A 24,380-nucleotide genomic window follows, 5' to 3' on the forward strand; every position below is an offset into this window, starting at 1 on the left:
AGGAGAGTCTTTTTAGGAGGGATATCATGGGAGTATTTGAAATCATTTTACTTATTTTTGGTTCGGTCATGATGCTTGTCATTGTAGTGCCGGTTATTATTGCTATTATTCTTTGGATGAAAGATGAAAAACAAGAAGAGCATTCGGTTTTGAGAAACTATCCGCTGCTTGGGAAAATGCGCTATATTTTTGAGAAAATGGGGCCTGAACTGCGTCAGTATTTATTTTTAAATAATAACGAAGGCAAGCCGTTTTCTCGAAATCAATACGAGCAAACCGTTAAGTCGGGTAAATACCTCAACCGAATGATGGGATTTGGCTCAGAACGTGATTTTAGCGAACCGGGATACTATATTCGTAATGCGGTATTTCCAAAGCAACGTGACGAAATGAAAGCGGATAATACGCAAAAAATTAAAACGAAAGTATATAAAATGGACGCCGATAACTTATTCAGCCGAAGAGAGCACCGAGAAGAAAAAGAAGCGGATCCGTTTTATTTGCGGGATGAAGAGGCGGTCGTTATAGGTCCTTCATGCAAAAATCCGTTTGTTGTAAAAGGATTAATCGGTCAATCCGGCATGAGCTTTGGAGCGCTTGGCGACCACGCGATTACGGCTTTATCACTAGGATTAGGACGAGCAGGCGGCACGTGGATGAACACGGGAGAAGGCGGACTGTCACCTTATCATTTAAAAGGAAACGTCGATATCATTTTTCAAATTGGTCCAGGACTTTTTGGCGTTCGGACAAAAGAAGGCGAATTTTCCTGGGAAGAATTTAAAAAGAAAAGTGAAATGAAGCAAATCAAAGCGTTTGAAATTAAGCTCGCTCAAGGAGCCAAAACGCGAGGCGGTCACGTAGACGGTTCAAAAGTAACCGAAGAAATCGCTGAAATCCGCAACTTAAAGCCAGGAGAATCGGTAGACAGCCCAAACCGTTTTAAAGAGTTCGCGTCGTATCCTGAAATGTTCCAGTTTATTGAAAAACTTCGAGATATAGGCGGCAAGCCGGTAGGCATTAAAATGGTTGTCGGAAACACAAATGATCTTGAAGAAATGGCGGCGTATATGAAAGAGACAGGAAGCGGTCCTGATTTTATTACGATCGACGGAGCAGAAGGAGGAACGGGCGCATCGTTTCAAGAATTAGCGGACGGAGCGGGCGTACCGCTGTTTTCAGGACTTCCTTTTGTGGATGAACTGCTTAAAAAGTATGGCGTTCGTGATGAAGTAAAGCTTTTTGCATCGGGCAAGCTGCTAACGGCTGATAAAGTTGCGACTGCTTTATCACTGGGTGCCGACTGCGTTAATATTGCCAGAGGCTTTATGTTTTCTGTTGGCTGTATTCAAGCGCAGGTTTGTCACAATAACAGATGTCCCGTGGGCGTAGCGACAACAGATCCAAAGCTGCAAAAAGCGCTTATTATTGAAGAAAAGTCATACCGCGTGTGCAACTACGTGCTGTCATTACGTGAAGGGTTGTTTAATTTAGCGGCAGCAGCCGGTATTGATTCGCCAACGAAGTTTTCAAAGAAACACGTGGTGTTCAAAAACAGCAGCGGACAGTTAGCTGATATTTCTGCAAAGGAAAAGATGTACGTATAAAAAAGCTGCCGATTGGCAGCTTTTTTATTGTCTTCGCTGAAGCAAATGCAGGCAAAACTCTAAATCTTTTTGAAGGTGCTCTTGCATTAATGCTTCCGCTTTTTCAGCATTGCGTTCTTTAATTGCGTTATAAATGTCTTCATGTTCGTCAATTAAAAACGGGCGGTTGTAAAAGACCACGGTGTGACGGAATAAGTAAATGATGGACTGCATGCGGTCGATAATATTAATCATTACGTCATTGTTGCTTGCGTTCACAATAATGGCGTGAAAACGTTCATTTGCGCTCATAATTTCTTCAAACGAGCCGTTTCTTCCGATGTCTACGCATTCCTTTAATTCTTCTAATTCGTTATCAGATAAAAAAGTTGCCGCAGCTTTAGAAGCTGAGCCTTCTAGCAGCATTCGCACTTCAAACAAGTTGCGCAAATCTTTTTCTGTTGGTGACACCACTTTTTTTCGGACAATCAATCCTTCATATTCTAAGCGTCTAATAGAATCACGAATCGGCGTTCGGCTGAATCCAAGCTCGCTCGCTAATTTTTCTTCGACGATTTTTGTACCGCCTTCAAGCTCACCGTTTAAAATTTTATCTCGAATCATCTCATAAGAAGGGTGATGAGACGAACGAGAACCTTGATTTCTTAACATACTTTACTTCACCTCTAGCATTCGACACGAGGAAATCTCGTCTCTTTCTCTCTTTATTTTTTATCATTTTGTACGCGTATACCCAAATCATACTATAACTTGTGAAAACGTGGGACGGAAAATTTCGGTTTTGGAAATAAATTTCATTTAAAAAAAGGCTAGACAAATAAATAAAATGCGAATATGATGAGTGTATACAAAATTATCAGAAATGTATACGAAAAATATTTTAACGTATACATTCTTTTTTAAATACTATTTGAAAACGTATACAACAAGGGGAGGAAACGAAAATGACAAAACGCGTTGGATTTATTGGACTTGGAATTATGGGAAAACCGATGACACTCAATTTATTAAAAGCAGGCTTTGAGGTAACGGTTTACGATATTAATAAAGCAGCAGTGGAAGAAGTGAAAGCAGCAGGAGGATTTGGAGCAGAAAGCCTTGCTGAAGTTGCAGTGAACAGCGACGTGATGATCACGATGCTTCCGGCTTCACATCATGTAAAAAGCGTAGTGCTTGGAGAAGAAGGGTTAATTCATAGCGCCAAAGAAGGAAGCGTTATCATCGATATGAGTTCCATTTCACCGGTAGCATCAAAAGAAATTGCGGCTGAACTTGCACAAAAAGGAATTCACATGCTAGACGCTCCGGTTAGCGGAGGAGAGCCAAAAGCAATTGACGGTACGCTTGCGATTATGGTCGGAGGAAATGAGCACATCTTTGAAAGCGTTTCACCTATTCTTCATGCAATGGGAGCAGAAATAACGCTTGTTGGAGACAATGGAAGCGGCGTAACGGCTAAGCTTGCCAACCAAGTGATTGTAAACTTAAATATCGCAGCGATGTCTGAAGCGCTTGTACTAGCAGCCAAGGCAGGCATTGACGTTGAAAAAATGTATCAAGCGATTCGCGGCGGATTAGCAGGAAGCGCTGTATTAGATGCAAAGGTACCGCTGATTTTAGACCGCAACTTTGTAGCAGGCGGACGCATTGATATTAACTTAAAAGATATGACAAACGTGATGGAAACGGCTCATGACATTGGCGTACCGCTTCCGCTTTCAAGTCAGCTTGTGGAAATTTTCCATGCGTTAAAAGTAGACGGAAAAGCAAGTGATGATCACGGCGGAATTGTACAGTACTATGAAAAATTAGCAAACGTTGAAGTGAAAAAGAAGGTGGAAGCATGATTAAACAGCAGGAAAAACGTCTTGTAAGCGACGTGTTTAAAAACATTCCAGCGGTCGATGAAGCACTTGTACAGAAAATGCTCGACGAAGAGCTGCTGACGTTTAACCAAAAAATCATCGTACTGGATGATGATCCAACGGGTGTTCAAACCGTTAACGGCATTTCTGTTTATACAGATTGGAGCAAAGACAGCATCAAGCAAGGGTTTTTAGAAGAAAACTCCATGTTTTTTATTCTAACAAATTCACGCGGATTTACCGCTTCTGAAACGGAAAAAGCCCACGCGGACATTGCGGCTGTTATTACAGAAGTAGCGGCTGAAGTAGATAAAGAGTTTTTAATTATCAGCAGAGGTGATTCGACTCTTCGCGGTCACTATCCGTTAGAAACAGAAGTGTTAAAGAAAACGGTTGAACAGCATTCCAATCAAGTGCTTGACGGCGAAGTGATTTTTCCTTTCTTTAAAGAAGGCGGACGATTCACCATTGATAACATTCACTACGTGCAAGATGAAGACTACTTAGTGCCGGCAGGAGAAACGGAGTTTGCAAAAGACCGTACGTTTGGCTACAGTAAATCTCATTTAGGCGAGTGGGTAGAAGAAAAGTCAGAAGGAAAATTCAAAGCAAGTCATACGACGTATATTTCACTCGGAAGCATTCGTGCACTTGATTTAGTGACGATTACCAATCAGTTAATGGAAGTGAAAGACTTTAACAAAGTAATCGTGAACGCAGTGGATTATGTCGATGTGAAAGTTGTGACGATTGCACTTCTTCGCGCGATGAAGCTTGGAAAGCACTTTATGTATCGCAGCGCTGCAGCTTTAACAAAAGTAATGGGCGGCGTGAGCGACAAAGACCTTTTAACAAAAGAAGAGCTCATTAAAGAAAAGTCGTCAAACGGCGGATTAATTATGGTTGGTTCGCATGTTAAAAAAACAACAGAGCAGTTAGAAGAATTGAAGAAATGCAGCTTCATTGAATTTATTGAATTTGATTGTCATCTTGTCTTAGAACCTGAAAAGTTTGAAGAAGAAGTGAATCGTATTATCAATGAAGCAGAGAAGCTTATTTCACAAGGTCAAACGGTAGCTGTGTATACAAGACGCGAGCGCTTAGATCTTGGCGAAGGGAAAAAAGAAGAAGAGCTTAAATTATCGGTGAAAATTTCAGATGCGGTTACAAGCATTGTTCGCCGCTTAAACGTTCGTCCAAACTTTATCGTCGCAAAAGGCGGCATTACGTCAAGTGATATTGGCGTAAACGGCTTATCTGTAAAGCGTGCGACGGTAGCTGGACAAATCAAACCCGGCATTCCGGTATGGGTAACGGGAGAGGAAAGCAAGTTTCCAGGCATTGCGTACATCATTTTCCCTGGAAACGTCGGAGCCAAAACAACGCTTCGTGAAACAGTTGAATTATTAAGTAAATAGGAAGAAGTGAACGTACGAGGTGCGTTCACTTTAGAAAATATTTGAAAGCGTATACATTATTTGGATGTACGTACATGAAAAATGGTCACACTAAGGGGATGAACATATGAATTCAGTATTCGGATTAAGTCATGAAGCAAGTCTTTTGCTGTATGCAATTGTATCGATCGTTGGACTTATCTTTTTAATTGCTAAGTTTAAAACAAATCCGTTCGTAGCGCTAATTCTCGCGGCTTTGTTTATGGGTCTTATTTCAGGAATGAAGCTGCCTGATATCGTAACGGCTTTCCAAGAAGGAGTAGCGAGCGTCTTAGGATTTATCGCGATTGTTCTTGGTCTTGGAACGATGTTAGGTAAAATGATGGCAGAGTCAGGCGGAGCCGAGCGTATTGCCCGCACGTTAATTAAAGTATTTGGTGAAAAGAACGTACACTGGGCAATGATGGTTGTAGCCGTTATTTGCGGTATCCCGGTCTTTTTCCAAGTTGGTGTTGTGTTATTAATTCCGCTTGTGTTTGTAATTGCCAAACATACGGGTACGTCGCTTATTAAAATCGGTTTATCACTAATTGCCGGTTTAGCCGTTGTTCACAGTTTAGTACCTCCGCATCCAGCAGCGATGCTAGCGGTGGATATCTTTAAAGCAGATTTAGGTAAAACGATTTTGTATTCATTAGTTGTGGCATTTCCAGCTGCAGCGGTGGCAGGTCCGATTTACGGATCGTTCATTTCACGCCGTGTTCACGTAGAGCCAACGGGTGAAATTATGGAGCAGTTCACAGAGTCGAAGCATAAAGACCTTCCTGGCTTCGGAATTACGTTATTCACGATTTTACTGCCGGTACTATTAATGCTTTTAGCAACAATCACTGGGTTTGTTTATCCAGAAACAAGTACGATTCGCTATGTAACAAACTTTATCGGAAGTCCAATCGTTGCGCTATTAATTTCGCTAGTGTTTGCTTTCTATTCGTTCGGTTTTGCAAGAGGGTACAACAAAGATGATTTATTAAAATTTACAAACGAATGTCTTGGACCCGTTGCTTCAATCATTTTAATCATCGGTGCAGGCGGCGGTTTTAATAAAATTTTAACAGCAAGCGGTGTAGGTGACGCAATTGCAGGATTTGCTCAAGATGCACATCTTTCTCCTATCGTGCTAGCGTTTGTGATTGCCGGGTTAATTCGTGCAGCAGTTGGTTCAGCAACAGTAGCAATGACAACAGCAGCAGGTATTGTAGCACCAATTGCAGCAACTATGCCAAACGTAAGCCCAGAGCTGTTAGTACTAGCAACAGGCGCAGGTTCTGTAATGCTATCACACGTAAATGATTCTGGCTTCTGGTTAATTAAAGAATTCTTCAATATGTCAGTGGCTCAAACGTTAAAAACGTGGACAGTGATGGAAACGATTCTATCATTTGCAGCGTTTGCAATGGTTCTTATTTTAGACATTTTTATTTAAAAGAAAAGCGCTGGCTTCAGCGCTTTTTTCTTTGGATTTGAAATACATTCAAAATATTTCAAATAATGAGAAAAAAAGACTAGATTTTTCCCGTTTCGATAGTATAGAATAGTTATAAAGTAGCAAAGGGGGTAGATGTATGACAAATGATGAAAAGTATCAAATTGGTTTGACGACAAAAGCATTAATTCCAGTGAATGATCCTATTCACCGCACAAAGGTGCTAGATGAAGCAGGAGAATACATGCTAAGCAAGACGTGTAAGCAATTATTAGAAGAAGCGTGCATTCGAGAATTAAGTACGTTTAAGGGATCTATTGCCGCCGTTCGAAAAATGTTTCCATACAAACAGCTTACGCCGCTTGTTATTAATCGTTCCCAAGCCATCATTGCGTTTCCGACATCTTCGCCAAATGACTATGGCTGCGCTTGGATTTTTGCCTCTCATGTTCATACTTCACACACGCTTGCTACAGTGGATCCAACCTCCATGCTAATTCACTTCAAAGACGGAACGTTCATTCCAGTGAAGCTTTCTTATTATAGTTTAGAAAAAAAGCTGGCCAGAGCGGCTGTTATTCGTAATTACTGTTTAGAAAGTCCGGTTGTCTTGGCATAATCGTTCGATTTATCGAATAAACTTGTCCTACATATGAACAATCGTTTGGACTACACATATGAATGGAAGGAGGAAGCTTATCATAAGCTTCCTCTTTTTCTTACTCTTGAAGAAGCGAGGCCTTTAGCTTTTTGCGAGCTGCTTTTCCCCAGTTTTTAACGGCTCCCGTGGAGACTCTATATTTGCAGGCAATATCTTTATACGAGTAGCCTTCTAGCAGATGTTCGAGTACATAGATTTTTTCTCTTCCTGTTAAGTGTTCGATATGCTGCTCGATGATTTCACTTTCTAGCGGAACGGGAAGGGCGAGATCTTCGTTTAGTGAAAGCAGGTTCTGCTCAGCCGGTGTTTCCCGTTCTTCGTATAAAATGGTGCCTTTTAAATGAGAAAGGATCGTACCGCGCACGGTTGTGTAGGCATAAGCAGAAAAAGATCCTTTGTTTTCGTCAAATTTTTGATACGCTCTCCATAAACCAATCAACGCAATTTGATAATATTCGTCGTAGTCTTTGTAAATATGAAATTTTTTAATCATCGACACAATTAATGGATGAAAAGATGAAGCAATTTGATCAAACGAGCTTTTTTGCATGTAGTCTTCCTTTTTCAAAAACGCGTTTTTGCTGTATTCCGCCGGTATCTCTACTGTACAAGGGGAAGATTACATGTGCGAATGAACGTACATTATGTTTTCTTTTTAAGAAACGTGACGTAATTTCCCCGGAAACTTCACGTTTCGCTAGGAAATATGCGAAGTATACGTGTATTTGTAGAGATTTTACGTACGAAAGGTCCCCCATTCCAATTTCTACTAATCTATAATTATTTCTATATCTATTATCGATGTAGTAACTCTACCATCACGGAAGAGCGGTGATGGTAGAGTTGCTAGACCTAAGCGGCAGTCACCCTCCCTTGCGGGTTTGCGCCTGCCGCATATGTGAACCTTTTTGGGCAAATTCAGTGGAGTGTTTTTGTGTTGGTCCTTTTGTTTATTCTATTGAATGTAAGTTTGGTGGAGAGGATATAGTAGTTTTTAAAAATGGGTAAAGGGGAGATTGAATGAAGGCGATGGTTGGGATAAATGTGGCGGCGGCTATTTTGTGCGGGGCGGTGATGTATGCGGGGACGCAGCACTGGCAGGAGCAAACGGAAGCGCAGGCAAGTGAAGTAAACACGGCTGTTGTACATAAAGAAAAACAGTTTTCTGATGTATCTGCTTATACAAAAAATCTTCCAGACTTTATCACAAAGCAAATCCAGTCATCTATCGCAAATAAAAAACCTCTGACTCTTGTAATTGCCACATCCGTGAAGGAAGCAGGGTGGCCTCAGCAGTTAAAAAAAGAGCTAGCAGCTACATATGGAAGTGATGTATTTACGGTTAAAACACTTTCATATGGTAACGGGACAACGGATGAGCTTTTATCCTCACATATTGCCAATCGAATTAATCAGCTTCAGCCAAACATTATTCTGTTTGAAGCACCTCTTAAAAATGACTACCAGCACCTTACGCTAGATGATACGCTTGAAAATACAGACAAGCTGATTCATCAGCTTAAAGACTTGAAAAAAACCCTTATGATTCAGCCGTCACAGCCATATATTTCACAAACCGAGTCCTATGAAGAAGGGGTAGAAGCGATCAGGGGAGTATCCGAAGCAAACTGGGTGTATTATATGAATCACTCACTCATTTGGCCGTTTCATTTAGGAGAATATATAAATAAAGACAGCGGTAATTTAACGAAAAAAGGAAATGAAGTGTGGGGAAATTATGTTATAAATTTGTTTACGGGAAAATGAAAAAGCAAGCTCTATTCCTCTTGGAATAGAGCTTGCTTTTTTTATAATTTTGCTAGATTGTGGCTTTTTCTCGTTTTATAGTAGTAGTTTTTTGTATCTCTACACTTATAAAGCTTAAAGCCAAAAATCTCTAAAGGGGTCCAAACCTTCTTGATGTTTACGAGTGGCATGCTCATTCTCCGTTCTGTTCTTAATAAAGGTTTTTTCTTATTCATTATAAAGAATCAAAGGAAGATAGTAAATACTATAAAGAACAGTTTGTTTTTTTAAATTCTTTATAAAGAATTTTTCGGGTTTTTATTTTTGGCATATCAACATTTAGGAGTGATTTTTATCATAGCCTGGGTTATTTATTCTTGCTACATTAATGTTGTGAAAAATATCACAAAAAATGCAAAGGATGATCCAAATTAAAACGTAATTAGACCACTTATTTTTTTGCTTGTTGCTAAAGCAATGGAATCGCATACATACCATAAATGTGTTAGAAAACCTAACACATAAGTTGAATGATTCAGAAAATTCATATATCTTAAATGTATCTTTAAAGATGCATAGGAAATATATCTTTGAAACAAGCAGGTATAGACGCCAGGGGAGGAATGGAAGATGCAAAAAAAGAAACTCGTATTGATTGGAAATGGAATGGCTGGAGTTCGAGCGATTGAAGAAGTATTGAAGGTTTCAAGCGAAGCGTTTGAAATTACGATTTTCGGAAGCGAGTCGCATCCGAACTATAATCGTATTTTACTATCAAAAGTGCTGCAAGGAGATACGAATGTTGAAGACATTACGTTAAACGATTGGAACTGGTATCAAGAAAACAATATTACATTATATACGGGCGAAACGGTTACTAGTATCGATTCAGTAAAAAAAGAAGTAGCGACAAACAGCGGCAGAGTAGAATCGTATGATGAATTAATTTTAGCAACGGGCTCTCTTCCTTTTATTCTTCCGATTCCAGGGTCTGATAAAAAAGGAGTTACGGCTTTTCGCGATATAAAAGATACGGATGAAATGCTGCAGGCTTCTCAGCAGTATAAAAAAGCAGCGGTTATTGGAGGCGGACTGCTTGGATTAGAAGCAGCGCGCGGACTGTTAAATTTGGGGATGGACGTATCTGTGATTCATTTAGCTCCGTATTTAATGGAACGTCAGCTCGATCCAACAGCCGGCAAATTGCTTCAAAATGAATTAGAAAAACAAGGCATGAAGTTTTTGCTTGAAAAACAAACGGCGGAAATCGTCGGCGATGAGCGAGTTGAAGGATTATCTTTTAAAGACGGTACATTTTTAGACGCTGATTTAGTCGTGATGGCCGTTGGAATTAAGCCAAATGTTCAGCTTGCAAAAGCAGCGGGACTTAACGTAAATCGAGGAATTGTTGTAAATGACTATATGCAAACAGATATTCCAAACATCTACGCGGTTGGAGAATGTGCAGAGCATAGAGGAATGGTATACGGACTTGTGGCACCTCTGTATGAACAAGGAAAAGCATTAGCAAAAGCGATTTGCGGGGCAGAAAAAGTGCCTTATGAAGGATCGGTTTTATCCACGCAGCTAAAAGTATCAGGTGTTGAAGTGTTTTCGGCAGGAGACTTCACGGAAGATGAAGAGAAAAAAGCAATCAAAGTGTTCGATGAACAAGACGGTATTTATAAAAAACTTGTTCTGCGAGGCAATCAAATCGTAGGAGCCGTTCTTTTTGGAGACAGCAGCGACGGAAATCGACTGTTTTCAATGATTCAAAAGCAAGAAGATGTATCCGATGTCGCAAAAGTGTCGATTTTACAGCCGTCTGGCGGTAGCACGGGTGAAAGCTTAGTAGCAAGCATGAGCGCCGATGATATTATTTGCGGCTGTAACGGCGTAACCAAAGGTACGATTGTGGAAGCAATCCAAAAACAAGGATGCTCATCGGTTGATGAAATCAAAGCTTGTACAAGTGCCTCTCGCTCCTGCGGAGGATGTAAACCGCTTGTAGCGGAAGTGCTTCAGCATACTCTTGGCGCTGACTTTGACGCAGCGGTTCAAAAAGAAGCGATTTGCGGCTGTACGACTCTGTCACGAGATGAAGTTGTCGAAGAAATTAAAGCAAAAGGCCTTTCGCATACGCGTGAAGTGATGAATGTACTTGGGTGGAATAATGAAGAAGGCTGTTCAAAATGCCGTCCGGCGCTAAACTATTATTTAGGTATGGTGAATCCAACCGGATACGTTGACGAACGCGAATCACGATTTGTGAATGAACGCATGCACGCAAATATTCAAAAAGACGGCACGTATTCTGTGGTTCCTCGGATGTACGGAGGCGTCACAAATGCAGAAGATTTACGAAAAATTGCAGATGTTGTTGATAAATATGAAATTCCGCTCGTAAAAGTGACGGGTGGGCAGCGTCTTGATTTGTTTGGTGTTAAAAAAGAAGATTTGCCTAGCGTATGGGAAGAGTTAGATATGCCTTCTGGCTACGCGTACGGTAAGTCGCTGCGGACGGTGAAAACATGCGTCGGCGAACAGTTTTGCCGTTTTGGCACGCAGGATTCAATGGGCGTTGGAATTGCGCTTGAGAAAAAATTTGAAGGACTATGGACGCCTCATAAAGTAAAGATGGCTGTATCTGCTTGTCCGAGAAGCTGTGCTGAGTCAGGTATTAAAGATATTGGCTTTATTGGAATTGACGGCGGCTGGGAAATTTACGTGGGCGGAAATGGAGGTACGCATCTTCGCGGCGGAGATTTATTGTATAAAGTAAAAACAGACGAAGAATTGATGGACATCACAGGAGCTTATTTGCAGTATTACCGAGAAACGGCTAATTACTTAGAGCGTACGTCTGCATGGATTGAGCGGATGGGACTGTCGCATATTCAGTCCGTGCTTGATGACGCCCAGACGAGAAGAGAGCTGAATATGCGTATGGACGAAGCGTTATCTACGTATCGTGATCCTTGGAAAGAAATCGTCGAAAGCAAAAAGACGAAAAAAGAGCTGTTCGAAACAGTTGTCACATCATAAAGCTGGGGGGAAATAAAGATGGTGAATAAAAATATTACAAAAGTATGCGTAGGGTCGATTCATGATTTTCCGGTAAGCCTAGGTAAAACAGTGAAAGTAAACGGAAAAGAAATTGCGGTGTTTAAGCTATCAAGCGGAAAAATACGGGCAATTGAAAATCGCTGTCCGCATAAAGGCGGGGTGCTAAGTGAAGGAATCGTGAGCGGCGACTCGGTGTTCTGTCCGATGCACGACTGGAAAATTTGCTTGCATGACGGTAACGTGCAAGAGCCTGACAGTGGATGTGTCGACACGTACGAAACGTCTGTTGAAGGAGATTTACTGTATCTTTTAATTGAAGAATAAGTGCCGTGGCGCGTTGATTTTCAACGCGCCACAAAAATTCAAGGGGACACATTAAAAGGAGCGAAGCAAAAATGAGAACAGGAAAAGTGTACATTGTAGGAGCCGGACCAGGAGATCCAGATTTACTAACGATAAAAGCAGCCAAATGTTTAGAAAAAGCAGACGTTATTTTATATGACCGATTAGTGAACCCTGTTCTTCTTCAGTATGCAAAAGAAGGAACCGAACTCGTCTACTGCGGGAAAAAGCCTGGTGATCACTGCGTTTCTCAAGAGGATATTCATGATTTGCTTGTATTCTACGCAAGAAAAGGAAACACCGTCGTGCGGTTAAAAGGCGGAGATCCGTTTATTTTCGGAAGAGGCGGTGAAGAAGCAGAAGTGCTTGCTCAGCATAGAATTCCATTTGAAATCGTTCCGGGTATTACAGCGGGCATTGCGGCACCGGCTTATGCTGGAATTCCTGTGACGCATCGTGAGCTGAGCCGTTCGTTTGCCGTTGTGACGGGACACTGTTTGAGCGGCAAGCCGGAAAGCATTCGCTGGGAGCATTTAGCCAAAGGAGTTGATACGCTTGCGATTTATATGGGCGTTAAAAACTTACCGTATATTTGCCGTCAGCTTTTAGACGCCGGAAAAAGCGCGGATACGCCGGTCGCGCTTATTGAACAAGGCACGTCGGTTTATCAGCGCACGGTTACGGGCACGCTTGGCACAATTGTAGACACGGCTGCTGAACAGCAAGTGAGTAATCCCGCGATGATTGTGATTGGTGAAGTGGTGAAGCAAGCTTCTGCTCTTTCTTGGTTTTTGAAAAAAACAGAAGAAAAAGTATGCGTCTAAGATGAATAAAAGGAGGAAACGCTTTTGTTTAAGAATTCACTGCAGTCAATGAATGAGTTAGCCCGTGAAAAGACGAAGCTTGTGAATGAGCATTTGCCGAGTTATTTGCTGTTAGCTGTGCTAGCGGGTGTTTACGTAGGACTTGGCGTTATATTAGCTCTATCGGTAGGAGCGCCTTTAGCTTCTGCTTCTTTACCGGTCGTTTCTCTTGTGATGGGGTTATCTTTTGCTGTTGCTCTCCTGCTTGTCGTATTTGCAGGAGCTGAATTGTTTACGGGGAATCATATGGTTTATACAGTCAGTACGCTATCGGGAGTCACGACATGGAAAGATACGTTTAAAAACTGGACGTGGTGTTTTATCGGAAATGCGATAGGCGCGTTTGGGCTTTGTTTGTTAATTACCGGAACCGGTTTGTTTAAAGCAATTGAACCGAACCATTTACTTATGACGCTGGCAGCTAAAAAAATGAATTTGCCGGTTAGTGCCTTATTTTTTCGCGGCATTCTTTGCAACTGGCTTGTTTGTCTGGCAATTTGGACGGCTGCGCGCACTAAAAGCGATGCGGCAAAGATCATGCTTATTTTTTGGATGCTGTTTGCATTTGTTGCTTCAGGATACGAGCACAGCGTGGCAAATATGACGTTTCTTGGCCTAGCTTTATTACTTCCGCATCCTGAGGCGATTTCGGCTGCTGGACTATTTCATAACTTGATTCCTGTTACGCTCGGAAACATCGTAGGGGGAGGACTGTTTGTAGGAAGCATTTACTGGTTCGTGAACGCTAGGCAGCTAAAAGAAGTTAAAAAAAAGCCGGCTGCTCTCTCAGCTGACTTGGATTCTGCTAAACTGTCTAAATAGCAAAAAACCGCTCTTTGTACCATATAGTCAGCTTTTTAAAGCTAACATCACGGTATTTTAGAGCGGTTTCTTCTATATAATATAAACTGCTTAAAGCGTATTCACATCTATACGTATCGAACAAGCAGTATTGTTCTTCATTTTATAGAAACAGGAAGTCTGTGAGAATTGAATCCGGACAGATTCTGTTGAAATGAATGTGTGAGGGTGCAGGTATCATCGAAGAGGCAGAGGGCATCTTAGAATTTTAATGTTGTTTGGCATTTTATGCTCTTTTTGAGCATCCTTAAAGCAGTTGTACATTGCTTTGCTGCCTGAATGATTAGCGGAGTGAATTGTAATTCGATCGGCATATAAATGATGCTTTACCATAAAATGCACGAGCATTAATCCATTCCGTGTCTTACTCAGTAAATCGTGATCGAGTGATAAATGTTCAACATCGAATGATCTTAGCAGATCAATACATTCATCAATCGTTTCGGCTAAAACATGACCGTCAGGGCATTTGCGATAGTCGTCTAGAAAAACATTGATTTTCATGACTGATTCTCCCTTCCTTGCCTTGTATTTAGTGTAACATACATAATGTCATATACCTACCTAAGTCTATTCGACACATTTTAAGCTATTCCTTCTTAAATAGGGGTAAAAACACGAATTTTTATCATTATTTGCATATTCACGGCGAATAAACAGGAAATAAGGAAAGAGATGTCGAACGAAAAATCAATAGAGAGACAGTTTAAACTGGAAATTAACTTTTTTTATTTTGTGATCTTTGTTTAACAAGGTCATTTAAATCCCATATTTGACAAGGGATGGAAAAGGTTTAATGAATAAAAGATTGTGAGAAAAAAACGATAATTTGCGATTTTTTTAAAATAAATTGGAAATTTCTCTTTACGAAAAAGATGTTTGGGACGTATAATTTGATTTAAGGATTTTTTGGAACATAGTATGACAATATGACAAAAAAGAAAAGTAAGGTGAATAGAATGGGTAAGTTATTTAGTATCGGTGAAGTATTAATTGATATGATTCCAGCTCAAAAAGGTCTTCAATTGAAAGAAGTGGAATCGTTTACGCGTGTGCCAGGCGGAGCGCCGGCAAACGTTGCGGCAGTTGTTGCTACATACGGTAATGAGTCAGCGCTTATTACAAAAGTTGGAGAAGATGCGTTTGGAGACTTTCTAGTAGATACGCTTCGTGAAGTAGGAGTAGGTACTGATATGGTCTATCGTACAGAAGAAGCAAACACAGCTTTAGCTTTTGTTTCCCTGCGTGAAGACGGAGAAAGAGATTTCAGCTTCTATCGTAATCCTTCAGCAGATTTATTACTAACTGAAGACGAAATTAACCCTGAGTGGTTTGCAAGCAACGATGTTCTTCACTTCTGTTCGGTTGATTTAGTTGAAAGCCCTATGAAATACGCTCATATGAAAGCGATTAAAAGCATGAAAGAAAAAGGCGGCGTTATCAGCTTTGATCCAAATGTACGTCTTCCGCTGTGGAAAGACCATGAGCTATGCCGTCAAACGATTTTAGAATTTATTCCTCAAGCGCACATTGTCAAAATTTCAGACGATGAGCTATCGTTTATCACAGGCATTGAAGATGAACAGCAAGCGATTCAGTCTCTATTTACAGGTGACGTTCAAGTAGTTGTGTTCACGAAAGGTGCAGAAGGCGCAACGCTTTATACAAAACAAGCTGTCTATGAATCAAACGGTTACAAAGTATCAGTTGTTGATACAACAGGTGCAGGAGATGCGTTTATTGGCGGATTCCTTTATCAGCTATTAAGCCGCGATGTGTCACAAGAAAACTTAACGGCTATTCTTGACTCTGACCACGATGCTATTTTACGTTTTGCAAATGCAAGCGGTGCCTTAACAACAACTGGAAAAGGTGCGATCAGTTCAATTCCAGCCAAAGAAGTAGTAGAGCAATTTTGTAAGCCTGTAGCTAACTAAAATGAAAAGGCTTTATCTCTTCTTATTTTCAATCAGCAGAGGCGTCCGTTTCTGCTGATTGCAGATTACATAAGAGGAAAAAGCGAGCTGCGGAGCAATAAGAAAAAAATTTTTTCTGTTTTTAAAAAATAATCAAAAAAATTTCTAGCTAAATAATAAATGTTCGTGTTAGTATAATACGAGTAGCAAGAAATGGCAGTTTTACCACCATTTATGAAAACGTTATATATTTATTGATGTAGAAGATTTAATAGGATCAAAGAGCAATTCTATTAAATCTTCTAGACCTTGGGGGAATATTCAAGGGGTATGAGTGCTTAGCCCTTGATAAAAGAAAAGCAGTAAGTTATTACGTACTACGTACATAGATTAGAAATAGGAAAGTAGGTTAAGAGAAAGATGGATATTTTGCTAGGTGTTCTTCCTTCCGTTGCGTGGGGAAGCATGATTTTAGTTAGTATGAAGATGGGCGGTGGACCTTACAGTCAAACGCTGGGAACAATTATTGGAGCTTTGATTCTTTCATTTGTTCAGTTTATGATTGTGCAGCCGGTGTTAACGCCAACGCTTGTTATTGTCGGAATTGTTTCAGGTTTGTTCTGGTCAGTAGGTCAAAGCAATCAGTTTAAAAGTGTTCCATACCTTGGGGTTTCAAAGTCAATGCCGATTTCAACGGGTATGCAATTAGTATCAACAGCTCTTTTTGGTGTTATTGTATTTAAAGAATGGTCAACGCTTCAAACGATTGTGCTTGGATCTATTGCGATTCTTTTAATACTAGCAGGCGTTGTGCTTTCTTCATTAGACGGTAAAAAAGAAGGAGCACAAGGGACTCCAGGACAAACGAAAAAAGGAGTTATCACTCTTATCATTTCAAGTCTTGGATTCTTAGTTTACGTAGTTATCGCACGTATTTTCAACGTAGACGCATGGGCAGCTTTGTTCCCACAAGCAATTGGTATGTTAATTGGCGGTTTAATCATTACATATAAACATAAGCCATTTAACAAATATACGATTCGTAATATCTTACCAGGTCTAATCTGGGCATCTGGAAACATGTTCTTATTCTTATCTCAATCAAGATTAGGCGTAGCAACAAGCTTTTCATTATCGCAAATGGGTATCGTTATTTCTATCTTTGGCGGTATTGTCTTCTTGGGAGAAAAGAAAACGAAGCGTCAATTGTTTTATGTATCTCTTGCGAGTGTACTGATTATTTCAGGCGGTATCTGCATAGGTCTCGCAAAAGCCCACGCTTAATTTATCGATGTAGAAAAACCCCCATGGCTAAAGTGCAGCCATGGGGGTTTTTCTAGACCTAAGGGTTTGAGGCACCCCTTGCGGGGTAGCCTCAAACCCTTAGTTAAAGTCAAATTCAAAGTCAAACCCATAGTGCTCTTGGAGATTTCCAAGCTGTACGTTTGTGTGAGTGTTTCTCGTTCTTAAGACTGAGGATTTTTCATTCTTTGTTAGGAAGCTGTTTGGTGTGAAATGGCTTATAGTAGTAGGAAAGGATGGGGGAGAGGCTATGATTAAGAGTATTTATGAGACGCATGTACAGGTTCGGAGTTTGGAGGATTCGATTGAGTTTTATAGATATCTTGGGCTGACGTTTGTTCATAAAATTGAAGAGCGGCGCTGTGCTTTTTTCTTTGTTGGGGAACAAAAGCAAATGCTTGGTCTTTGGGAAACAGACGAAAAAGAGTTGAAAAGAAGTCACTTTGCTTTTGGTATTGAAGCCGCGGATATTCATGAAGCGTTAACATGGCTGCGTTTAAAAGGTATTGAACCGGAAGAGACGTCGTTTGGAAAGCCGCAGATAGAGCCGATTGTTCATACGTGGATGCCGGCGGCTTGCGTGTACTTTAATGACCCTGACGGTAACAGCTTGGAGTTAATTACGCTTTTGAATGATGAGCCTGTCGTATCTAAGGATTTTCCGTATTTAAGTGAATGGAACATGAAACAGCAGTGAAAACTGCTGTTTTTTTGTGTATCATAAACGTAAGATTGACATAATAATAAACATATAATATATTTGTTTATAAATTAATAAACAAAATAGAAAGGTGTCTATTTAAATGGTAAACGACTTGTTTTGGGAATCATCTTTTGAAGATATGAAAAAAGGATACGGGGAAAGCGAAGATCACTACCACTGCTTACTGTGCGGTGAAAGTATTGAAAAAGGCATTATTTATCCGGTGGAAGGTGTTTTTTATGAAGCAAAACGCTATGTGAAGCTTCATGTGGAACAGCAGCACGGATCTGTATTTCAACATTTAATAGGGCTAGATAAAGAGGTAACCGGTCTTTCTGATCATCAAAAAAATTTAGTGAAGTTTTTTAAAGAAGGAAAAAGCGATAGTGATATTCAAAAAGAAATGGGAATCGGCAGTTCATCCACCATTCGGAATCACCGCTTTACATTAAAGAAAAAAGAGCGTCAGGCAAAAGTGTTTTTAACGCTGATGGAACTGTTAAATGAAGGGGAAGAAGAGAAGGCGGTATCCGTAACAAATACTGCGACTAGAAGAAGTCAGCGCTACAGCGTCAGTGATGAAGAGCGTGAAAAGATTTTAGCGAAGAATTTTCCTCAAGGTTTAAACGGACCGCTTCGTACTTTTCATTTGCAAGAAAAACACCGTCTTGTTGTTCTTGAAGAATTAAGCGGGCATTTTGATTTTGGTAGCACGTATACCGAAAAAGAAGTAAATGATAGGTTAACACCTTTTTACGACGACTACGCCGTGCTGCGACGCTATTTAATTGAGTACGGTTTCTTAGAGCGCAGCGCAGACGGAAGCAGCTACTGGAGAAAAGGAGAGACAGAGATGAGTACTGATTCGAAAGACTATAAAAAACAAATGAAACAGCTAGCGAAAGAAGTAAAAACAGAAGGCGGCGTGTATCAAATAAAAAACCTTCAAAACGATAAGATTTACATTGGCTCTACGCCTAACGTCAAAACGTTAAACGGCGTAAAGTTCACGTTAAAGACGAACACTCATCAAAATAAAGAGCTTCAAAACGAGTGGAATACGTACGGTGCGGATGCTTTTTCAATTGAGATGCTGGAAACGATTAAAAGAGAAGAAGAAAAAGCACTTTCAAAAAAGGATTTGCTGAAACTGGAAGCGAAATGGTTAGAGAAGCTGCAGCCTTACGGCGAAAAAGGCTATCATTCGCCGAAAGCTGATACAAAGGAGAAATAGGTGTGAAGAATCAAGATGTGAAAAGTGAAGTAGTGGAATCGGAAAAATCCGTCAGTAAGCTGATGCTTGTGTTTTTGATTCCGCTCATGTTAAGTAACGCCATGCAGTCCGTTGGGCAGCTGGCGGGGAGTATTATTGTCGGAAGAGCGCTTGGAGTTGATGCGTTAGCCGCTATTTCCGCTTTTTTTCCTGCTTGTGTCGTTTTCAATTGGAATTGGGTCAGGAAGTTCCATTTTAATCGGGCAAGCGTACGGGGCACAAAATGAAAAACGAGTCAAAGAAATTATCGGTACCACGCTCACGTTTACCTTTTTAGTCGGAATTGTGCTTGCTGTTTTGGGAAGCATATTTGCTCCGGAGATTCTTCGGATTATGGGAACGCCGGCTAATATTATTGACGTAACGGTTCACTATGCGCGCATTTTGTTTGTGGCGATTCCTGTTTTGTTTTTATACTTTGTTTATACGACGTTTATGCGCGGAACCGGAGACTCTAAAACGCCTTTTTACTTTTTAGTTGTGAGTACGGTCTTAAACCTCATTTTTCTTCCGATTTTAATTTTTGGATGGATCGGAGTGCCAAAGCTTGGCGTGTACGGCGCTGCGTACGCAACGGTGTTTTCAACCGTATTAACGTTCATTATTATGATCATTTATTTACGCAAGAAAAATCATCCGCTAAAGTTTGACTCCTCTATTTCATTAAAAATGGACGGAACGCTGTTAAAGCTGCTTATGCGTTTAGGGATTCCCGCGAGTATCAATATGATTTTAGTTTCTCTTTCTGAAATTGCGGTTATTACGTTCGTAAACGGATTTGGCTCAGACGCTACAGCGGCGTACGGAGCGGTGAACCAAGTGGCGAGCTATGTACAAATGCCGGCAATCAGCTTAGGAATTGCGGTTTCTATTTTTGCGGCGCAGTCGATTGGTGCTAATAAATTTGAGCGTTTAAAAGAAGTGATTCGCTCTGGAATTATGCTGAATTACGTTATTGGCAGCGTGTTGATTTTACTTATTTATCTCTTTTCCAATCAAATATTAGCACTGTTTTTAACAAATCAGCACACGCTCCATATTGCCGAAGAGCTGTTAGTGATAACGCTTTGGAGCTATTTGATTTTCGGCCATGCGCAAATTATTACCGCTACGATGCGAGCAAGCGGTACGGTGCTGTGGCCTACGGTATTTAGCATTATGGCGATTTGGTGTGTGGAAGTACCCGTAGCCTACGTGTTATCGCAGTTTACGTCTCTTGAAATCAAAGGGATTTGGATCGGATATCCAGCGGCGTTTGTGGTCAGCTTAATTCTGCAGTACAGCTATTATCAATTTGTATGGAAGAAAAAGAAAATTGAACGTCTTGTCGGATAAAAAACGAGCGGAAACGCTCGTTTTTTATTTTTCCTAATTAAAACACCCTTAGCTAAAAGTTTTAATAGGATAGTGCATATAACTTTTTAATGAAAAGAGGGTATGACACTATGAGTAAATCTGGATTTGTGCCGGATAATTCAAATATTAAAAAAAGCTCAGGAACGCCTAATCTGTCAGTGAACTATAAGCAAAACGTCCTGTTCAAACGAAACGACCAAAATATAGCGTATCAACTAACCTCAACTCAGCTGCCTGCAATGCTAGGAGGTGCTTTTGTTGATTTATATATGACGAAAGGGCATATGAGAGAACCGCACTGGCATCCAAATGCGTGGGAATTAGATGTTGTCGTTTCAGGTGAAGTGCAGGTGTCTATCTTGGACCCTGATACAAGCAGCATGCACAATTACCTAATAAAAGAAGGCGAAGTTGTTTTTATACCGATGGGCTGGTGGCATTGGATCGAACCGCTATCGGAAGAAGCGCATCTGCATCTCTTTTTTAACAACGATCAATTTGAGTCTACAGAAGGATCCGACGTGCTGCGCTTAACGCCTCCTATTGTGTTTCAAAAAGCATACGGAGTAAGCGCAAACGAAGTAGCAGAAGCCGTCGCTCCAATTACCGATACAGTTGTGATTGGACCGCCTAATAATCATTCTTTTTATCAAAAGAGCTACGTCAAAGATGAACGTGATGAAAGAATTGTGGTTAAAATAAATGAAAAAGTGGTGCCTGCTGAAGATAAGTAGCAAAAAAAGAGGCTGGGATAAAAGCCTTTTAGGCGAAGTGAAAAACGAACCATGAATCTTTAATTCACGGTTCGTTTTCCTGTTATAGTGAACGTAGATTTCATTTGTTTCATTCCTTCTAGCAGTTGATTGGAGGGCAAGGCGAAGACTCCTGCGGGAAAAGCGGAACAGATGAGACCCCGCAGGAGCGCAAGCGACGAGGAGGCTCAGCGGCCGCCCGCGGAAAGCGAAGTCTTGCACGGAAATCAACTGCGGTGTCACAAGCAGTTCAGCTTATGTATCTCCTTTGGTCGTCTTTAGATTGGTTTCATTTTGTTATGTCCCAGCCTCTTTTTCGTGAAGCGTTTTTTATAAAAACAGCTCGTTGCGTTCTAAGTGCTTATACAGCCGCGTTGTGACTTGTTTTTGATTCCATTCGTTTTGCGGAAACTGCTGCTTGTCTACGTGAGAAACGGCCGGTTTGTAGGTTTTTTGAATCCGTTTGATATCATTAAACGTTGCGTTGGTTTCAATGTGATCAGCGAGCGTAAATACAAGGGAATGCAGCTTTGCAACATTGGGAATTGTAGCTGCTTGGCTGAAAATAGCTTTCGCGACGGACAGCTGTCTTTCATGCGCAGTAAAGATGTCTTGCTCATTACGCTCCTTTAAAAAAACAAGCGCTTCTTTTCCGTTAAGGCGAATCGATCCTTTTGGGAAAACAATGTTGCTCTGTTGAAAAGCACGTTTGTTTGTGACGATAATCCCCCCTAATTTATTTACAGCATCGACGACTGACTGCTGATCCATTTTGACATAATAATCAACAGGAAGCTTTGCATACGTTTCGAAGTTCTTTACGACAGCATTCATATTTCCTCGGTGATAAATGGTTCGCAGTGTTTCATTGCCGAGCTGAGTTGACCCTGGCAAGTGGGTCATTTTTATTGATTCATGCTGCTTATTAACAGTCATATATACAAATGACGTATTTTGATGGTTTTCTTGAATTAAAAGCAGGGAAAACGGTTGTCCTTTTTTTAAATTGACGTGTGTTTTGTTACCATGCTCAAGCGGTACATACGTTTGATCAACGGCAGCTTTCACCGTATGATAGCCTGCAAACGTGATGCTGACAAAACTGACGAGTAAAAACAGTACGAGACCGCCAATCCATTCTTTTTTTGCTTTGCTGCTCATCGTCTCACCTTTTTCTATCGAAGTCGTTCGTAGTATTGCCATCTTAAAAGGGGAGTAAAACAAATGAGCGCTATTTTTATTGCTTATCTTGCTTTTTCTTGGCGTAGGTTTTGAGCTCTGTAATTAAAATTGCTTGTTCTTCCACATCGTTAAATGCTTCAATGCCATAAAGGTATTCGGTGTGCCGTTTTTCTTTCCACACGCAAAGTCCGGTAATATGGATGGTTTTTTCATTTAAATAAAAGCTGATTTTTAGCTGAATTTGATGGTTGAAAATAGGTAAATCAAGCGGCGTAATTATTTTGATTCCTTTTGGTGAAAGGTCGATAACAGACAAAGGACCTGGCTTAGAATCGATTTCTTTGTTGTCGTATTTAGCAATGGAAAACGTTCCAACAATGGGAGTCTCAAATAAAAAGCGAAACGGTTCTTCACGTTTAAAATGCATGTATCATCAGTCCTTTTCGTAATCTCAGTTTGTTAAGTAAGTATTCGATGAAAGTCTAAAAATTCCTACACGTTTTTCCCCATCCCCCATATAATGTTTATCGATGTAGAATATCTACCATGGCCATAGACCGGCCATGGTAGATATTCTAGACCTAATCGTGGGAGTATTCGAGAGGTCTGGGGTAGTGGTTACTGTTTGTAAGTACTATTGTATTATTAAATAGTGGATACACTAGTAGAGCTTTTATAAAATAAGGGCATAATAACTTGCTTTTATAGTATCGGAAGTTTTGTTTGAAACTTTAAATAGAGAGGAAAAGGTTTTGAAAAAAGCGCTACGCTAGAGTTGGATTGTATGTTAAAATTAAACTTTGTGAAGTAGCTGTATTACAAGTCAGCGTTCCTTCAACTAATTAGGAGGTGAGATGAATGGGCACTGATGACCCCATTTCGATGAAGGTTACTGCAAAACAAGATAGGGGCAACAAAGGTGTATGTGTTCCTCTCATTTCAACGAAGGAAAATACTCCTTAATGCCTCAATGATGTGAGGTGAAAAATCAATGATTAAAACATACTTATATGATGATGAAACAAAAGAAATGGTAACGAATCTTGATTTAGGAGACGTGCATGAAAAATTGCGCAATCCTGATAATTTGCTGTGGATTGATCTGTATGATGTCCACGGACAAGAGCTTGCTCAAATTGCTAAATTATTCGATTTTCACCCATTGGCGATTGAAGACTGCTTACACGACAGTCCTCGCGCTAAAATGGATGATTACGAAGACTATAAATTTTTCGTTTTTCACGCCCTTCGCTATAACGAAGAAAGTGATGACGAGATTACCACGCTTGAGTTAAATGCCTTTGTCGGATCAAATTACGTAGTGACGATTCATAAACATAAAATGGGCTGGCTTCGCAAAATGGATGCTGTGTGCTCACGCTATCCAAAGTTTATGAACCGCGGCGCCGACTTTTTACTATATGCTTTGATTGATGGCATCACGGACGAATATTTTCCGATTTTAGACCGAATTGACATGCGTATTGATGAATTAGAAGATGAAATCTACAACAAAGAAGTCCGCGGAGTGACGGAAGAGTTCTTGGCGTTAAAAAGAACGATTATCTTAATCCGTCGCGTTATTCTGCCTCAGCGCCGAATTTTCTTAACGGTTAATGGAAAGTGGAAATTCGACATACGAGAAGAAAATGTTCCTTTCTACATTGACCTGCTTGACCACTTGGAGCGTATTGTAGACTCTGCTGAAACATTTAGAGACCTCGTAAACAGTGCACTTGATACGTATTATTCTATTACCAATGCAACTTCATCTGAAAAGCTGAATGTCTTAACGTTAATTTCAACGATTATGCTTCCGCTAACGTTCGTAACCGGATTTTTTGGAATGAACGTACCGATTCCATATCAAAATTCCCACTGGGCTACTGCTGTTATTATTGTTATGTTAATTGTGTTAACGTGGGGAATGTGGAAATACTTTAAAAACAAACAGCTGTTATAACAAAAAGGCACTTGGCTATAAGCCAAGTGCCTTTTTCTT

22 protein-coding genes and 1 pseudogene are annotated in these 24,380 nt (G+C 40.5%); 18 read left to right on the forward strand and 5 right to left on the reverse strand.

Annotated features, from left to right (window positions below; genetic code table 11):
• Positions 1-26: 26 nt before the first annotated feature.
• Positions 27-1,607, forward strand: a complete 1,581-nt coding sequence (locus AC1VNJ_RS14530) for an FMN-binding glutamate synthase family protein (protein WP_482640980.1) — start codon at positions 27-29, stop codon at positions 1,605-1,607.
• Positions 1,608-1,631: 24 nt separating this feature from the next.
• On the opposite strand, the gene AC1VNJ_RS14535 is transcribed toward AC1VNJ_RS14530, so the two are convergent.
• Entirely contained in the window at positions 1,632-2,258 is a 627-nt protein-coding gene (locus AC1VNJ_RS14535; protein WP_047751465.1) for a GntR family transcriptional regulator, read from the reverse strand.
• A 293-nt stretch (positions 2,259-2,551) separates the two neighbouring features.
• Between AC1VNJ_RS14535 and garR the strand changes: the two genes are divergently transcribed.
• The 4 genes from garR (at position 2,552) to AC1VNJ_RS14555 (ending at position 6,974) form a co-directional block, all read left to right on the forward strand.
• Entirely contained in the window at positions 2,552-3,454 is a 903-nt protein-coding gene (gene garR / locus AC1VNJ_RS14540; protein ID WP_028414246.1) for a 2-hydroxy-3-oxopropionate reductase, read from the forward strand.
• A complete protein-coding gene (locus AC1VNJ_RS14545; protein WP_251626013.1) occupies positions 3,451-4,890 on the forward strand; it encodes a four-carbon acid sugar kinase family protein in 1,440 nt (479 codons plus the stop codon). The genes garR and AC1VNJ_RS14545 overlap by 4 nt, the downstream gene beginning before the upstream one ends.
• Before the next feature lie 106 nt (positions 4,891-4,996).
• A complete protein-coding gene (locus tag AC1VNJ_RS14550; protein WP_034271198.1) occupies positions 4,997-6,355 on the forward strand; it encodes a GntT/GntP/DsdX family permease in 1,359 nt (452 codons plus the stop codon).
• Between the two features lie 139 nt (positions 6,356-6,494).
• Complete coding sequence (locus AC1VNJ_RS14555; protein WP_226701051.1) at positions 6,495-6,974, forward strand: competence protein ComK; 480 nt, start codon at positions 6,495-6,497, stop codon at positions 6,972-6,974.
• Positions 6,975-7,074: 100 nt separating this feature from the next.
• Here the strand turns inward: AC1VNJ_RS14555 and AC1VNJ_RS14560 are convergent, their stop codons facing one another.
• Positions 7,075-7,566 carry a sigma-70 family RNA polymerase sigma factor gene (locus AC1VNJ_RS14560; RefSeq protein ID WP_482640981.1) on the reverse strand — a complete coding sequence of 164 codons (492 nt, stop codon included), beginning with the start codon at positions 7,564-7,566 and terminating at the stop codon, positions 7,075-7,077.
• A 470-nt stretch (positions 7,567-8,036) separates the two neighbouring features.
• Here AC1VNJ_RS14560 and AC1VNJ_RS14565 point away from each other — a divergent pair, with 470 nt between their 5' ends.
• The 5 genes from AC1VNJ_RS14565 to AC1VNJ_RS14585 all read left to right on the forward strand — a co-directional run bounded on the left by AC1VNJ_RS14565 (position 8,037) and on the right by AC1VNJ_RS14585 (position 13,855).
• Complete coding sequence (locus AC1VNJ_RS14565) at positions 8,037-8,783, forward strand: SGNH/GDSL hydrolase family protein (protein ID WP_482640982.1); 747 nt, start codon at positions 8,037-8,039, stop codon at positions 8,781-8,783.
• 609 nt (positions 8,784-9,392) lie between these two features.
• Positions 9,393-11,807: a nitrite reductase large subunit NirB gene (nirB, locus tag AC1VNJ_RS14570; RefSeq protein WP_482640983.1), complete on the forward strand. Its 2,415-nt coding sequence runs from the start codon at positions 9,393-9,395 to the stop codon at positions 11,805-11,807.
• 18 nt (positions 11,808-11,825) lie between these two features.
• A complete protein-coding gene (nirD, locus tag AC1VNJ_RS14575) occupies positions 11,826-12,152 on the forward strand; it encodes a nitrite reductase small subunit NirD (protein ID WP_482640984.1) in 327 nt (108 codons plus the stop codon).
• Between the two features lie 71 nt (positions 12,153-12,223).
• Positions 12,224-12,994: a uroporphyrinogen-III C-methyltransferase gene (cobA, locus tag AC1VNJ_RS14580; protein ID WP_482640985.1), complete on the forward strand. Its 771-nt coding sequence runs from the start codon at positions 12,224-12,226 to the stop codon at positions 12,992-12,994.
• Positions 12,995-13,018: 24 nt separating this feature from the next.
• A complete protein-coding gene (locus AC1VNJ_RS14585; protein ID WP_482640986.1) occupies positions 13,019-13,855 on the forward strand; it encodes a formate/nitrite transporter family protein in 837 nt (278 codons plus the stop codon).
• Between the two features lie 216 nt (positions 13,856-14,071).
• On the opposite strand, the gene AC1VNJ_RS14590 is transcribed toward AC1VNJ_RS14585, so the two are convergent.
• Positions 14,072-14,398: a cyclic-phosphate processing receiver domain-containing protein gene (locus AC1VNJ_RS14590; protein WP_025749520.1), complete on the reverse strand. Its 327-nt coding sequence runs from the start codon at positions 14,396-14,398 to the stop codon at positions 14,072-14,074.
• Between the two features lie 455 nt (positions 14,399-14,853).
• Here AC1VNJ_RS14590 and AC1VNJ_RS14595 point away from each other — a divergent pair, with 455 nt between their 5' ends.
• From AC1VNJ_RS14595 to AC1VNJ_RS14625, 7 genes and pseudogenes are all read left to right on the forward strand, one after another.
• Positions 14,854-15,831: a carbohydrate kinase family protein gene (locus AC1VNJ_RS14595; RefSeq protein ID WP_482640987.1), complete on the forward strand. Its 978-nt coding sequence runs from the start codon at positions 14,854-14,856 to the stop codon at positions 15,829-15,831.
• A 399-nt stretch (positions 15,832-16,230) separates the two neighbouring features.
• On the forward strand, positions 16,231-17,094 hold the full coding sequence (locus AC1VNJ_RS14600; protein WP_014461163.1) for a GRP family sugar transporter: 864 nt from the start codon (positions 16,231-16,233) through the stop codon (positions 17,092-17,094).
• Between the two features lie 268 nt (positions 17,095-17,362).
• The gene (locus AC1VNJ_RS14605; protein ID WP_482640988.1) at positions 17,363-17,809 is read left to right on the forward strand and encodes a VOC family protein; all 447 of its coding nucleotides are present in this window, start codon (positions 17,363-17,365) and stop codon (positions 17,807-17,809) included.
• Positions 17,810-17,915: 106 nt separating this feature from the next.
• Positions 17,916-19,049 carry a DUF2087 domain-containing protein gene (locus AC1VNJ_RS14610; RefSeq protein WP_482640989.1) on the forward strand — a complete coding sequence of 378 codons (1,134 nt, stop codon included), beginning with the start codon at positions 17,916-17,918 and terminating at the stop codon, positions 19,047-19,049.
• A 62-nt stretch (positions 19,050-19,111) separates the two neighbouring features.
• Positions 19,112-20,423, forward strand: a pseudogene (locus AC1VNJ_RS14615) (MATE family efflux transporter).
• Between the two features lie 110 nt (positions 20,424-20,533).
• The gene (locus AC1VNJ_RS14620; protein WP_482640990.1) at positions 20,534-21,178 is read left to right on the forward strand and encodes a cupin domain-containing protein; all 645 of its coding nucleotides are present in this window, start codon (positions 20,534-20,536) and stop codon (positions 21,176-21,178) included.
• Positions 21,179-21,303: 125 nt separating this feature from the next.
• Entirely contained in the window at positions 21,304-21,576 is a 273-nt protein-coding gene (locus AC1VNJ_RS14625) for a hypothetical protein (RefSeq protein ID WP_482640991.1), read from the forward strand.
• Here AC1VNJ_RS14625 and AC1VNJ_RS14630 read toward each other — a convergent pair.
• Positions 21,527-22,357 carry an LCP family glycopolymer transferase gene (locus AC1VNJ_RS14630; RefSeq protein WP_482640992.1) on the reverse strand — a complete coding sequence of 277 codons (831 nt, stop codon included), beginning with the start codon at positions 22,355-22,357 and terminating at the stop codon, positions 21,527-21,529. The genes AC1VNJ_RS14625 and AC1VNJ_RS14630 overlap by 50 nt on opposite strands.
• Before the next feature lie 76 nt (positions 22,358-22,433).
• On the reverse strand, positions 22,434-22,805 hold the full coding sequence (locus tag AC1VNJ_RS14635; protein WP_482640993.1) for a PilZ domain-containing protein: 372 nt from the start codon (positions 22,803-22,805) through the stop codon (positions 22,434-22,436).
• A 564-nt stretch (positions 22,806-23,369) separates the two neighbouring features.
• Between AC1VNJ_RS14635 and corA the strand changes: the two genes are divergently transcribed.
• On the forward strand, positions 23,370-24,341 hold the full coding sequence (gene corA, locus AC1VNJ_RS14640) for a magnesium/cobalt transporter CorA (RefSeq protein ID WP_013055874.1): 972 nt from the start codon (positions 23,370-23,372) through the stop codon (positions 24,339-24,341).
• Positions 24,342-24,380: the final 39 nt, after the last annotated feature.

It is taken from the genome of Priestia sp. 3CA3, assembly GCF_056836725.1.